We start from the raw sequence: 12,187 nt of genomic DNA on the forward strand, positions 1-12,187 counted from the left end.
TATCTTTTGGATAGATACGAAATTTACTGAACTATTCGGTTTTAAAATTGTGGAAAAATACATAGGGTATTAATTATGGGTAAACGCCAAACTTATATCGTTAATGGTTCAGTGTTCACAACCAAAAAAGAACTTGAGAAAAGAATCAGAGAAGATATTGTCAATAAGTATAAGAATGGAGAATATCTTAATAATGAAGATTATACATTTATGTTGGATTTATTGAAAAATCATCCATATTATCAAACCAAGATTGGTTGTGGTGTAGTTGCAATGTACATAAACCAAAATCCAGTTTATCGGCAAACGAGAACTTTCTACATCATTAGACGGGATAAAACTGAAACTGATTTTAGTTGGACAGAGTGTTTGAAACAGACATCTAAAATTCAAAAGGTAAAACGTGCATTAAGAGCTTTAGTAGAACCACATATTTTAGAATTTAAAGACAATTTTTTTCAAGTTTGTGGTGGTGTATCTATTTGTGAAATAACAGGAGAAGCAATTAGTTTTACTAATTCTCATGTAGACCATCAACCACCAGATACATTTGAATCACTGTTTGAAAGATTTATTCATGAATATAATATTAATATAGACCAACTGGAATTAAAGGATGAACAAACAGATAATAAATATCAAGACGAAATAGCTGATAAATCTTTGGCATTATCGTGGATAAATTATCATAATACTCATGCAAATCTCAGGGTGATTAGTCCATTAGCTAATCTTAGTCATGTGAAGACTAATCCACATTAGATTTATATGTAAAATATCAGAAGTGCAGAATATAACTGATGATTAGCGTTAATTAATACTGATTTTATAGGGAGCATTATATATCACTTCATTAAAATTCCGCCAACCCACGAGAAGATTCTACTATTTCTAAACATTCTTTAAGATCATCACCAACCCACTTTCCAGCATGACGAAAAATAGATTTTCCTAATCCTGGACAATGAGGAGATTTAGACTGTTTTTGTTTAATCGTTCGGACAATATTCAGTGTTTCAATAAGTTTTATTTCTGACATTGAATCAATTTCTTGTAGTAGTAATTCCTTGTTGGTCATAATTTTTATCCTCGTAAATCCTAATCCATTTTAATCTATTTGGGTATTCAAATGAGTTTTTTATAATCTTACTAATAATCTTTAATAAAACTTTATAATACCCCCAACCCATAAACTATGCGAGAAAAACCAAGATTATATTTCCCAAAAATTACCAAATTTAACTATCAACCCCAAAGTCAAGATACAAACATAGAAGCTGATGTTTACTTATTTAATAGATTACGAAACCTAACATTAAAACAACGCCTAGAAATGTTTATCTCCCATGAAAAAGGCGTAAAAAAACTATGTCTTGTAGGAATTAAATCACGACATCGAAATTTCACTATCCAGGAAATTCGTGATATCTTCACTCGTGCTGTGCTGGGAGAAAAATTTACTCCTGATTTTCAACCAAAAGGTATTAATGAAAATATGTGGATTCAAGATTCAATTTCTTTAGCAGGTGAATTACATCAAATTTTTGAATCAATTAATATTTCTTACTATGTAAGTGGTGGTGTTGCGAGTTCTATTCATGGCGAACCTCGTTCTACTCGTGATTTAGATTTGGTTATAGAAATTAATCAAAATCAAATAGATTTATTGGTAAAAGCTTTAGAAACATCTGGATATTATTGTCCAGCAGGTGCGGTAGAAGATTTGCAAAGTGGTTATGGAAATATGTTGAATATTACCCATACAGAAACTATTGCTAATGCTGATATCTATATTACAGATAATTCACCTTTCGCTATATCACAAATGAATCGGAGATTATTAGTTGATTTAGATGGAATACCTACTTTTTGGATAGCTTCAGTAGAAGATATTATTTTACAAAAACTGCGCTGGGGTAAGGGAAGTAAATCAGAAAAACAATGGCGTGATGTGTTGGGGATAATCAAGTTACAATCAGAAAATTTGGATTATGCTTATTTAGTAGAATGGGCTGAATTGTTAGATTTAGTTGATGATTTTAGTGAAGTATTAACTCAAGCTGGAATATGACATGGAAGAGAATAAAAGTTGATGACATTAATTTCAGATACCCGACTTCTTCAAGAATTCGGGTATCTTATGTTCATCATCCCCATAATTTGCTAAACTCCAAAGTTATGAAATATTTATAGAATATTGCGTATTGGGAGCGATCGCAAAGTGACTCAAGGTGAAGGTACAATCAATGTAGAAAATGTCAACTCCCAGGACTATTTATGGAAGTTCTGGCCTGTTGTCCCCCTTTATCCCTACGGTAAACGTCGCACTATCCGCAAAGAGGTAGTAAAGGATACTATCTGGACATTTGACCAGATGCAGGGAGTTTTCTATGTAGTTGTACCCATCCGCATGACGGTGGTAAAGTTAGAAAATGGCGGTTTGCTGGTTTATGCACCTGTCGCACCAACAGGAGAATGTATCCGGTTAGTAAATGAGTTGGTAGCAGAACACGGTGAAGTTAAGTATATAATTTTGCCAACGATATCGGGAATAGAACATAAGGTTTTTGTCGGTCCCTTTGCGCGATGCTTTCCCAATGCACAGGTATTTGTAGCACCGGAACAATGGAGTTTTCCCGTAAATTTACCTTTGAGTTGGTTGGGTTTACCAGGAACCCGCACGCAGGTATTACCGGAAGATAGTCAAAAAACGCCTTTTGCTGATGAGTTTGATTATGCCATACTTGGACCCATTGATTTAGGTCCTGGTAAGTTTGCAGAGGTGGCTTTTTTCCACCAGCGATCGCACACTCTCTTAGTTACAGATACCATAGTTTCTGTACCAGCAGAACCACCAGCGATCGTCCAACTCGACCCCTACCCCTTGCTGTACCACGCAAAAGATAAAGCTTATGATATCGTAGCCGATACAGCAGAAAACCGTCTTAAAGGATGGCAACGTATAACTTTATTTGCTTTTTACTTTCAGCCCAGTGTGCTGGAAGTACCCAAGTGGAAAGATGTATTTACCGATGCCTGGAAAGCCCCAGAACGCAGCCTAAAAACATATTTTGGCTTTTTCCCCTTCCAATGGCGACAAGACTGGGAAAGGTCTTATGAAGCATTAAGAGGAGATGGACGGATATTTGTAGCGCCGGTTTTACAGAGTTTAATATTAAATCGCGCACCGCAGGAAACAATTAACTGGGCTAATAGAGTTGCACAATGGGATTTTCAATGGATAATTCCCTGTCATTTTGATGCACCTATTAAAGCGGAACCGCAGCAATTTAGAAAAGCATTTTCTTTTTTGGAAAAATATCCCAGTGGGGGTTTAGTTAATAGTAATAGTTATCCTTTACCGGAGGATGATTTTCAGGTTTTAAGAGATATTGATCAGGGGTTGAATAGGTTTAAAATTGTGCCACCTGCGAGGGATAGGGTGTAGGATAAAATATATTAATTAAATTTTGTCTATTTTTGAGGTTATTCATGGCTTTTTATAATGCTGATAATGACTCCACTAGCTTTTCAATTTCATGGGTGCGTACACCCAGATATCATTTCGGTGTTTTTGCCCAAGGCTATAGGTTTGCTGCCAATTCGGTGGCTAAAGAACTAATTGAATGTGGCGATTTTCCTGATTACAAAGCATATCCCGTTGTTTTTCTCTACCGTCATGCGCTAGAACTACACCTAAAGAATATTATTTATCGAGTAGCAAAACTGCTCTTTTTCAAGGGTATAGAAAGAATTGATAACAAACTTTATAATACCCATGACTTGAATGATTTGTCACAAAATGCCTATAAAGTGTTAACAAGTGCATTTCCTGAAGATGAGACACTTCGTAAACTGTTAATAAAAGTGGTGCATATTTCAGAAGAGTTTTCAGAAATTGATAACAATTCATTTGCTTATAGATATCCAATTAATAAAGAAGGTCAATATTCAACTAAACCTAATCAAGTTGTGAATTTATCATCGCTAGTTAGTACAATGGATAGTCTTTTAGATGAGTTGGAAGTAATTGACTGCGGATTGAATATAGAAACTGATATTGCTCAGGAGGCTTATGCAATTCTTGAAAATATCTCAAATTAATTAGGGAAAAAATGCTCTCATCTACGGATAAACTTAAATGTAAGTAAAAACATCGAAATTAATAATCTAATATTTCCCTAATCACGCTCTTTAAATCTGCATCAGCAGGACGTTTTGTAAACTGCTCATGACTATAAATCCACACAGGCTTGATTACACAAAGTTCTGAATTGACTAAATACATCAGTCGAATTTGTCCAGAAGCACCTTTAGCAAACCTCAATTCTAGTTTATGAAACGTCCATCCTTCTGGTAAATCAATCTTACCAGGTAAAGGTTCTTGGCGTGAATTTGGAGGATACTGTTCAACAATTAAATCTTCCAATACTTCTACAATAAATTCAACAAAAGCATCACCGTGAACTTTTCTCAGTTTTTTGAAAGAACGCTTGAAATTATCGGATTCTTCAATCGAGAAGGGAGTTAAGCCAGTCACGCACTTCTCCTTTCTTAATTCTAGTTTTTGATTCCGAAGTACAAGCTTCTTTCAAAACTTCAGACATTACACTTTGATATGCAGGATGATCACGTTCTATTAAGTCTAATTTCTGATGACCTAATGCTTTCAAATCCTCCAGCAAAATTGGTTCAGTTGAACTTGCTTGAGGTTGTAAACCCTTGCGAGCTTTTTTCCAAGGAAACTCCAAATGAGTCATATCACTAAGTCTATAGGCGTGATAACCTCCAAAATATTGCCAAACTTCTTCAAGAAGTTGTTTCTTATCATCAGGAATCTGTAAAAATGATTCTTGATTAGGAATAGGTAATTGATTAGCTTCAAATTCACTGTAAAGTCTATAAGCAGGAGGACACACAGGACCGTATCGCCATGCTTGAATTTCCTCTTCAAATAATGGTTCATCGTACATCGCCAAATGTAAGCTTTGTGAATAATACAGAAGCTTTTGAACTTTCATATTCGTCATTTCTGCTTCTATACTGTCTTCATAAGCTCTCGCAATAAAGTAGCGAGCTACATTGAGACAATCAATCATTTTAGACTCGCAAATCAAAATAGAATGAACACTTTAATAAATTTTAAGGTTCAGTTACATATACTATTATAGTTTGAGTTTATCCGAATAGTACGTTTTTACTAAAAAATCTAGTTTGAAATGTGTAAAGAAAAGATGAAATAAATCTTTCCTAATTGAGATTACACAGACATAAATCTATCAAACTAAAATATTAGGTTTTTTGATTATCTGATTTAAATCTACCAGCAACAAAATCTCGCTTACGCAAATGTTTGGTTTTGCGTTTAGTTACCCTTTCTCTCCACATCCGAAAACTAGATTCTTTCATTTCTCGTCTCATCAGATTAATTACGTCTTTTTCTGATAAGCCAAATTGAATTTCAATAGCCTCAAAAGGTGTTCTATCTTCCCAGGCCATTTCTATAATGCGATTTATGGTTGTGGAATCTAGTTCAGGTAACTTCATATTTTTACGAGAATTGTCAAAATAAATGTTTCAGATTTTCTAAATATACAAGTTTAACAAACATCGAAACTACTAAATTCTAACTTTTCATGCCCTTAAACCGTTCTTTTGCCCCTTCAAAAGCCTCCTGCATCACATTTTGAATTTTTTGAGGATCAGGCTTCTTCCCACCCATTAAATCACCAAAATAAACACAAGCAGCTTCACCCAAAGACCATGTATAAGCACCCGCCCAAGATGCAGCAATCACACTACCAAAACCAGGCACAAATTTAATTAATTCCCGTGCAACAGCTTGCGCGATAAAACCACCAGCTATGGCACTTACAATACCCCCAGCTTGAGAAGGTGTCAATGTCTGACCATATAATTTACCCAACAACCCCACCATTGAAACTTGTAAAGCGGTTAAAACAGGCATTGTGGCAAAAGGTAAAGGTACAGCAGCTAAAGTACCTGCCATAATTGAAAAAGGTAAAATATAACGTCTTGCAGCATCACGATAAATATTACCTAATTTCTCTCCAGCTTGTTTATCTAATAATTGATAAATAGCTTTTGATTCTGCTTCCGGTAAAAGTTCAGCTAAATTATCTCGCAGTGCTTCCAAACCATAAAACACCGGATGATAACCATCTTCTTCTAAAGTAAAATCAATCAAAACTGCACTATTATATAAACCCGTAAAATTCTTTTTTATTTCTGTAAATGCTCGGTTTATTTCTGCAAAATCTGGTGGATAATTGGGATGATCTTCTGTTTCCGGTGGATAAATTTCATGTAAACAAGTCACCGCCAACAAACAGGGAATATTAGGATACTGCTGACGCAACTTTTGAGCAATTTTTCGCAGAGTATCAGTAGCAAAATCATTAATTTTAACAGTGAGAATTAAAACTCTCGCCCCTGTAGTTTCTGTTTTTAAATCACTAATTAATTCTTGAATAATAGTTTCTGTATCTTGATTAACATCACCCAAACCAACCGTATCCGTAAAAACTAACAACGGTAAATCATTGGAAGGATAAGCGTAACGTTGAGTATTTTGAGTATGGGGACGAAAACCCTGTCCGATAATTTCCGCAGAAACCCCCGTTAAACCGCGAACAATAGAACTTTTACCAGTTTGGGGTTTTCCTATCAATAAAGCTTCTGTAGTCGGTAACTGAGTGCGAATAGTTGCTAAAATCTCTGCAACTTGGGCATCATTCACACTAAACCATTGTCCTACGGTCTGTGTCACTTGGTCTACAGGTAGGAGTTGGGTTAATTTAGCTGTGGTTTTGCTGACAACACCAGTGATGCGGTTTTTCCAAGAATCATTGTCTGACTTGGGTTTTGCTTGATCAGTTGGTGTGTTCAATGAGTCTGTTTTGGGTTGTTCTGTCATTGGTGTAATTTCAACAGGCCACCATTTCTAGTATAACTTGCTGTGTTGGTGAGAAGGCGCTTTTAATTGGTATCAAAGGATTTTTCTAGCTGGCTTAGAGGATTTATTTGTCATGTATTTTACTGAATATTCTAGTTGAGTGAAAAAAGCGATCGCAATAATAATGATACCCACGAGGAAACCAAAAGCTATTAAAGATGGTTTGTTTCTATTCCTTTCAGGACTTATGCAAGAACTCTCTAAAACCCTCTTTTCTTCGTGTCCTTCGTTCCTTCGTGGTTCATTTTTCCGTTACTTGCGCGTAAGTTCTATGATAATGTTGCTTGGTTAATCAGCAATATCTAATCATCAATCCTCTTGAGGACAATCATCCCACAGAGTTGTAATTTCCCGCAAACTCTGATGAGTGCCATTACCTAAAATTAAATGATCCAATAATGGAATATTTAAAAGTTCCGCCCCTGCTAATAATTGCCGTGTTAATTCTATATCTGCTTCACTAGGTTCTAGATTACCAGAAGGATGATTATGGGCAACTATCATCCGCGTTGCACCATGTCGAATAACTTCCCGAAAAATATCACGGGGAGAAGCTAAGGTTTCGGTAGCAGTACCAATAGTAATTACTTTTGTCCCCAAAAACCGATTTTTCACATCTAATAATAAGACTGCAAACCGTTCCTGACTTTGCCACATTAAGTCTTGACTCAGGGTAGCGGCCGCAGCAAGGGGACTGTCAATGACTGCACCCTCCGCAGGACGGGATAAAAAAACCCGTTTACCTAATTCTATTGCAGCGAGAATTGATGTAGCTTTTGCAGAACCTACACCATGAATTTCCATTAACTCGGAAGGAGTTACTTCCCGTAAAGCGGCTAAGGGATCACGCTGATTTTTACCTAATTCCTGTAATATATGTTGCCCCAAACCAACAGCAGAGAGTTTACCAGGTCCTTGTCCTGTTCCCAGCAGAATAGCTATTAATTCCGCAGTGGCTAATATTTTTGCGCCATGAGTCATCAATCTTTCGCGGGGACGCTCATTTTCGGGTAGGTCGGCAATTCTGAGGCAATATGTCATATACAAACAAAGGGAATATGCACCAAGGATGGAACTATATTTTATTTATCCCTTTTTGAAGTTGGAAATTATATCTATTGGCAAAAATATTTAATAGGAGTCAGGAGTCAGGAGTCAGGAGGAACCGATTTTATTTTCCCAGTCCCCAATCCCCAGTCCCCAGTCCCCAGTCCCCAGTCCCCAGTCCCCAGTCCCCAGTCCCCAGTCCCCAGTCCCCAGTCCCCAGTCCCCAGTCAATTAACAGCTTCTTGATAGATTATTTCTTGAAACTGGATGATATCTTTTTGCGGATCAGCGAGACTAACTTTCACTAATACCTGTTCACCTAAATTAACAGAACGCCTAAATACCATTGGTAACTGTAAGCCTAAATCTTCTAAGAGAATTAATGCCAAGTTGCTATCTTCTCGCAACCACATCAAGACTGTGATTTGCCATACTTCTTCAGGATTACGGCGTAAATATTCTAGGGCATAATATCTGTTGGTTTGCCGTTCTACCATCGTTACTTCTTGGGTGGTAGTGGTGACAGTCATCATCACTTCTTTGAGTTGTTCGGCGGAAAAGGGCAAATCTTCGCCGCGTAAGTGTGCTTTCAGTTGGAAGTGGGTGAGTAAGTCGCTGTAACGACGAATAGGGGAAGTTGCCTGGGTGTAGGTATCTAAGCCCAAACCAGCATGACGTACAGGGTTAATGCTCATTTCACTCTTGGGCATACACCGACGCATGGCGCAGAAACGGACGAAACCTGCTGGAAGTAGGAGTAATTCTTCGTCTGGGGGGAGTTCTGGTTGGGGTTGACCACGGAAGGGGAGGGGGATGTTATGGGTTTGACCGTAACGTGCTGCCACTTCCCCGGCGAGAATCATCATTTCTGCTACTAACTGCCGTGATGAGGAATCATCTAAAATATCAATGCTGATGTGATCATCTTTAACTTTGATCATCGCTTCTGGCATATTGATGCTGATGGCTCCTTGGTGATATCGCCAGGTTTTCCGCCGTTTTGCTAAATTAGCGATCGCTGCTATTTCTGGTTCTGCTTCTACTCCTAATTGCAGCATCTCATCTACATCTTCATAGGTGAGGCGATAAGTAGGCTTGATCAAGCTGGGATGAATACAGTAATCTTCTACAGCCCCGGTTTGATCTAAAACTATCCCAAAACTGAGGGCGCAACAAATTTTCCCTTGTACCAAACTCATCGGACCAGTTGCCAAGACTTCTGGGAACATAGGAATCATCCCCGTGGGCAAATAAACTGTACTACCCCGCTTTCTCGCTTCTAAATCTAATTCATCTTCTGGTATTAACCACCGAGTCGGGTCAGCAATATGCACCCACAGCTTTTCTCGTCCATCTGGTAGTATTTCCCAACTCAAACCATCGTCTATCTCAGTGGTGCTTTCATCATCAACGGTGTATACCTTGAGATGAGTTAGATCGAGACGATTGATATCTAAGTCTGCTGGTGGAGAATCCAAAAGTTGTTGCGCCACTTCTAATACCTTATTGGGAAACTGAACGGGAATTGAAGAACGACGCAGGAACAGGTTCTCATGGGGACTCCACCAACCCAAGTCGATCAACAGTTGAAAGGCTGTTTGGGGAGTTGCAGAACGTCCCAGCATATTCATAGTTTCTAATACTGGGGCTGGGGGTGGATAGGCACGAGCTAAAGAGTCGGAATTTAACCCCATCCGCAAGATGTCCGCCAGTAGAGTTGCATATTTTTCTAGTGCTTCCAAACGCTGGCGGTCTTGCCGTTGCCATTCTACGGTTTCGCCCTTGAGTGCCTGTTCTACACGTACTAAAAATTCCTGCTGTCCCTTAGCTTTTTGCGCTTCTACTTCTATCTGATGTTTCCGTTCTGCTATTTGTGCTGCACTGCGGGGTTCATAAGCGTCCCCTTTCTGCTTGAAATAAAGTTTGTCTTCTGATAACAAGCAATGAGCAGCGTAACAATATGGTGCATCTGATTCAGAAAACAGCAGATTTGCCATTTGGCTGGGGGTGACGGCTTCCCCATCTTCCACCAATAATTCCCACGCCACTTCCAAGCTAGATGGGTCTAGGTATGGTTTGACTTGCTCTAAAAACTGGACAATTTCTGAGGGCTTGTAAGTTTGTCCGTTAACTGTATAGGTTAGTTGTCGAGGCGCGAGGCTGTGGGATTGACCTCGTTCATCTACTACAAACCAACGGGTCTTTCCGTCTGGACGATCTACCACTCCCAGACGGCGATCGCCTTGAACCCTAAATTCAACTAGCGTCCCCTTCTCCACAACTCTCGCACTCTTTAGTAATTTTAGATTTTAGATTTTAGATTTTGGATTGAATTTAGGTTGGTGATTGGTCATGGGTAATTGGTAATTGGTAAACACTCTTTGCTGTCACCGTTCGGCTGACGCTCACGGCGAAGCCTGTCACCTGTCACCTGTTCCCTGTTCCCTGTTCCCCATAACCCAAATCTGTTAATTTGAAATTTGGAATGTTATTTACACTCCCTTGTCGTTAATCAAATTTTAGATTTTGGACTGAAAGTAAACGTTTAATTTCTATTACCAACGTTACTTTTTTTTGGATCTTTATCTAAAATCCTTTCATCCAAAATCCAAAATTTTCTTAACCTTCTGCGTTGATGAATGGCAACAAAGCCACAATCCGAGCGCGTTTAATCGCTAATGTTAAGTGTCGCTGTTGCTGCGATGTCAACCCGGTAATCCGCCGGGGCAGAATCTTACCACGCTCGGTGATAAATTTACGCAATAAATCAACATCTTTATAATCGATTGGTTCTCCTGGCTTAATTGGCGACAGGCGACGACGATAATAGCTCATCTTTTACTTGATTTCCTTGTGAACAGTGTGTTTGTTGCAGTGGGTACAGAACTTTTTCAGTTCTAAGCGGGCAGTGGTGTTCCGACGGTTCTTGGTGCTGGTATAGCGAGAAACGCCTGGAGAACGCTTGTCTGGGTTACTACGACACTCGGTGCATTCTAGTGTCACTATTATGCGGGCACCTTTACTCTTAGCCATAATCTTACAAACAGTAAAGCCTGGAGAGATTTAACACAAATGACTATCTTCTCACATTTCGCTGCACTTTTTCAACTAATCGTTTAACTTTTAAATCCAACGAATAGCCGCGCCGTGACGAAACGATTATAGTTCTAGCATAGCGGTCATGCCAAGCCTGCCGCATCTGAGTATCTGACAAGGCAGTACCACAGTCAATTGCCAGGGGAAGTATTAGCAGTATAGCAGGGGGATTAGCTATTATATTGCTTAAACCAATAGACAGTAGCAAGGCTTCAAAGCCAAGAATCCCCTCGCGCTTCAATAATGCCTGTAATTCGGGGATTCTGCTAACTATTTGCCCATCTTCAACTTCTAAAACTTTTAAATCAACTGCCCAACGCCCTAAACTTTGCCCATGATTATTGTATACGATTAAAACCCGCAAAACTAGCCAAGTGAGCATAAAAACGAAGATTTGGGCAAATTGAATACCTATATTACTGGTTCCCAAAAGAGAACTAACTAACCATGTTCCCATAAAATCTATCCCCAGTGCCATACTACGGCGGGTAATTTCCCCCTTGGGGTAGTGTTTTTGAGGTGTTTTAACTATAGTCATACACAATAGGCGTTTATGTCTAGGTGTAGGGAAATAATTATTGCCCTTTTCTTTAATATTAAGGTGATAATTTAAGTAATTGTTGTACTAGTCGGTTTCTTGCTTGCCAGAAGCAAAGATCAGCGGTTGGTTAAAATTATCAATACTGTACAGGGACTTCTACCATTTAACTGTATTTTTGAGGATTATCAACAATGACAACTATAGGGACAGCTGCAACTCAAATTCCAGTCAGCAAAATTATTCCTATGCTGATGGCGATTAATGAGCGTGATTATCTCCAGTTTAAAAAATTAGAAAAAACCTTTGTTACCCAACATAGCGTTGAAGTGTGGCAAGATATTTTTAATTTCCGTCTCTTGCCAGCACTTGATCAGCAATCTAAAAAATGGCTGTTACAAGCATGGTGCAGTGAAGGTATGGTGAGTCTTCACGATGTAATTTGATAATATCTTCGTTTGCATAATTATCATATCTGTTTGTTTGGCTGGTAATTGGTAATTGCTAAAAATCATTTAGCAGCCAGCTAT

15 protein-coding genes are annotated in these 12,187 nt (G+C 38.5%); 5 read left to right on the forward strand and 10 right to left on the reverse strand.

The features are described 5' to 3' along the window. Positions 1–75 precede the first annotated feature (75 nt). Positions 76–762 carry a DCL family protein gene (locus tag H6G06_RS01585; RefSeq protein WP_190556401.1) on the forward strand — a complete coding sequence of 229 codons (687 nt, stop codon included), beginning with the start codon at positions 76–78 and terminating at the stop codon, positions 760–762. A 91-nt stretch (positions 763–853) separates the two neighbouring features. On the opposite strand, the gene H6G06_RS01590 is transcribed toward H6G06_RS01585, so the two are convergent. Continuing rightward, a complete protein-coding gene (locus H6G06_RS01590) occupies positions 854–1,078 on the reverse strand; it encodes a hypothetical protein (protein ID WP_190556403.1) in 225 nt (74 codons plus the stop codon). A 117-nt stretch (positions 1,079–1,195) separates the two neighbouring features. Here H6G06_RS01590 and H6G06_RS01595 point away from each other — a divergent pair, with 117 nt between their 5' ends. The 3 genes from H6G06_RS01595 to H6G06_RS01605 all read left to right on the forward strand — a co-directional run bounded on the left by H6G06_RS01595 (position 1,196) and on the right by H6G06_RS01605 (position 4,104). After that, positions 1,196–2,071 carry a hypothetical protein gene (locus H6G06_RS01595; protein ID WP_190556405.1) on the forward strand — a complete coding sequence of 292 codons (876 nt, stop codon included), beginning with the start codon at positions 1,196–1,198 and terminating at the stop codon, positions 2,069–2,071. Positions 2,072–2,221: 150 nt separating this feature from the next. Beyond that, a complete protein-coding gene (locus tag H6G06_RS01600) occupies positions 2,222–3,448 on the forward strand; it encodes a DUF4336 domain-containing protein (protein WP_190556408.1) in 1,227 nt (408 codons plus the stop codon). A gap of 44 nt (positions 3,449–3,492) precedes the next feature. Continuing rightward, a complete protein-coding gene (locus H6G06_RS01605) occupies positions 3,493–4,104 on the forward strand; it encodes a hypothetical protein (RefSeq protein ID WP_190556410.1) in 612 nt (203 codons plus the stop codon). Positions 4,105–4,162: 58 nt separating this feature from the next. Here the strand turns inward: H6G06_RS01605 and H6G06_RS01610 are convergent, their stop codons facing one another. From H6G06_RS01610 to H6G06_RS01650, 9 genes are all read right to left on the reverse strand, one after another. Then, complete coding sequence (locus tag H6G06_RS01610) at positions 4,163–4,540, reverse strand: hypothetical protein (RefSeq protein WP_190556412.1); 378 nt, start codon at positions 4,538–4,540, stop codon at positions 4,163–4,165. Then, the gene (locus H6G06_RS01615; protein WP_190556414.1) at positions 4,512–5,099 is read right to left on the reverse strand and encodes a Panacea domain-containing protein; all 588 of its coding nucleotides are present in this window, start codon (positions 5,097–5,099) and stop codon (positions 4,512–4,514) included. The genes H6G06_RS01610 and H6G06_RS01615 overlap by 29 nt, the downstream gene beginning before the upstream one ends. 193 nt (positions 5,100–5,292) lie before the next feature. Next, positions 5,293–5,547 carry a TIGR03643 family protein gene (locus H6G06_RS01620; protein WP_190556416.1) on the reverse strand — a complete coding sequence of 85 codons (255 nt, stop codon included), beginning with the start codon at positions 5,545–5,547 and terminating at the stop codon, positions 5,293–5,295. Positions 5,548–5,626: 79 nt separating this feature from the next. Beyond that, complete coding sequence (locus H6G06_RS01625) at positions 5,627–6,937, reverse strand: YcjF family protein (RefSeq protein WP_190556418.1); 1,311 nt, start codon at positions 6,935–6,937, stop codon at positions 5,627–5,629. 348 nt (positions 6,938–7,285) lie between these two features. Then, a complete protein-coding gene (gene radC, locus H6G06_RS01630) occupies positions 7,286–8,017 on the reverse strand; it encodes a RadC family protein (RefSeq protein ID WP_190556420.1) in 732 nt (243 codons plus the stop codon). A 233-nt stretch (positions 8,018–8,250) separates the two neighbouring features. Further along, positions 8,251–10,302, reverse strand: coding sequence for an RNB domain-containing ribonuclease (locus H6G06_RS01635; RefSeq protein WP_190556422.1), 2,052 nt, complete (start codon positions 10,300–10,302; stop codon positions 8,251–8,253). A gap of 340 nt (positions 10,303–10,642) precedes the next feature. Further along, complete coding sequence (gene rpsR, locus H6G06_RS01640; protein ID WP_190556424.1) at positions 10,643–10,858, reverse strand: 30S ribosomal protein S18; 216 nt, start codon at positions 10,856–10,858, stop codon at positions 10,643–10,645. 3 nt (positions 10,859–10,861) lie between these two features. Then, positions 10,862–11,056: a 50S ribosomal protein L33 gene (gene rpmG, locus H6G06_RS01645; protein WP_190556426.1), complete on the reverse strand. Its 195-nt coding sequence runs from the start codon at positions 11,054–11,056 to the stop codon at positions 10,862–10,864. Positions 11,057–11,099: 43 nt separating this feature from the next. Further along, positions 11,100–11,657, reverse strand: coding sequence for an RDD family protein (locus H6G06_RS01650; RefSeq protein WP_190556428.1), 558 nt, complete (start codon positions 11,655–11,657; stop codon positions 11,100–11,102). Positions 11,658–11,851: 194 nt separating this feature from the next. Between H6G06_RS01650 and H6G06_RS01655 the strand changes: the two genes are divergently transcribed. Then, positions 11,852–12,103: a hypothetical protein gene (locus H6G06_RS01655; RefSeq protein ID WP_190556430.1), complete on the forward strand. Its 252-nt coding sequence runs from the start codon at positions 11,852–11,854 to the stop codon at positions 12,101–12,103. The last annotated feature ends 84 nt before the right edge of the window (positions 12,104–12,187 follow it).

The organism is Anabaena sphaerica FACHB-251, from assembly GCF_014696825.1.
Taxonomy (GTDB): domain Bacteria; phylum Cyanobacteriota; class Cyanobacteriia; order Cyanobacteriales; family Nostocaceae; genus RDYJ01.

Coding starts and splice junctions, on each gene's coding strand:
- H6G06_RS01605 (WP_190556410.1), top strand. CDS start 3,493: ATGGCTTTTTATAATGCTGATAATGACTCCACTAGCTTTTCAATTTCA.
- H6G06_RS01615 (WP_190556414.1), bottom strand. CDS start 5,099: ATGATTGATTGTCTCAATGTAGCTCGCTACTTTATTGCGAGAGCTTAT.
- H6G06_RS01620 (WP_190556416.1), bottom strand. CDS start 5,547: ATGAAGTTACCTGAACTAGATTCCACAACCATAAATCGCATTATAGAA.
- H6G06_RS01625 (WP_190556418.1), bottom strand. CDS start 6,937: ATGACAGAACAACCCAAAACAGACTCATTGAACACACCAACTGATCAA.
- rpsR (WP_190556424.1), bottom strand. CDS start 10,858: ATGAGCTATTATCGTCGTCGCCTGTCGCCAATTAAGCCAGGAGAACCA.
- H6G06_RS01590 (WP_190556403.1), bottom strand. CDS start 1,078: ATGACCAACAAGGAATTACTACTACAAGAAATTGATTCAATGTCAGAA.
- rpmG (WP_190556426.1), bottom strand. CDS start 11,056: ATGGCTAAGAGTAAAGGTGCCCGCATAATAGTGACACTAGAATGCACC.
- H6G06_RS01650 (WP_190556428.1), bottom strand. CDS start 11,657: ATGACTATAGTTAAAACACCTCAAAAACACTACCCCAAGGGGGAAATT.
- H6G06_RS01655 (WP_190556430.1), top strand. CDS start 11,852: ATGACAACTATAGGGACAGCTGCAACTCAAATTCCAGTCAGCAAAATT.
- radC (WP_190556420.1), bottom strand. CDS start 8,017: ATGACATATTGCCTCAGAATTGCCGACCTACCCGAAAATGAGCGTCCC.
- H6G06_RS01595 (WP_190556405.1), top strand. CDS start 1,196: ATGCGAGAAAAACCAAGATTATATTTCCCAAAAATTACCAAATTTAAC.
- H6G06_RS01585 (WP_190556401.1), top strand. CDS start 76: ATGGGTAAACGCCAAACTTATATCGTTAATGGTTCAGTGTTCACAACC.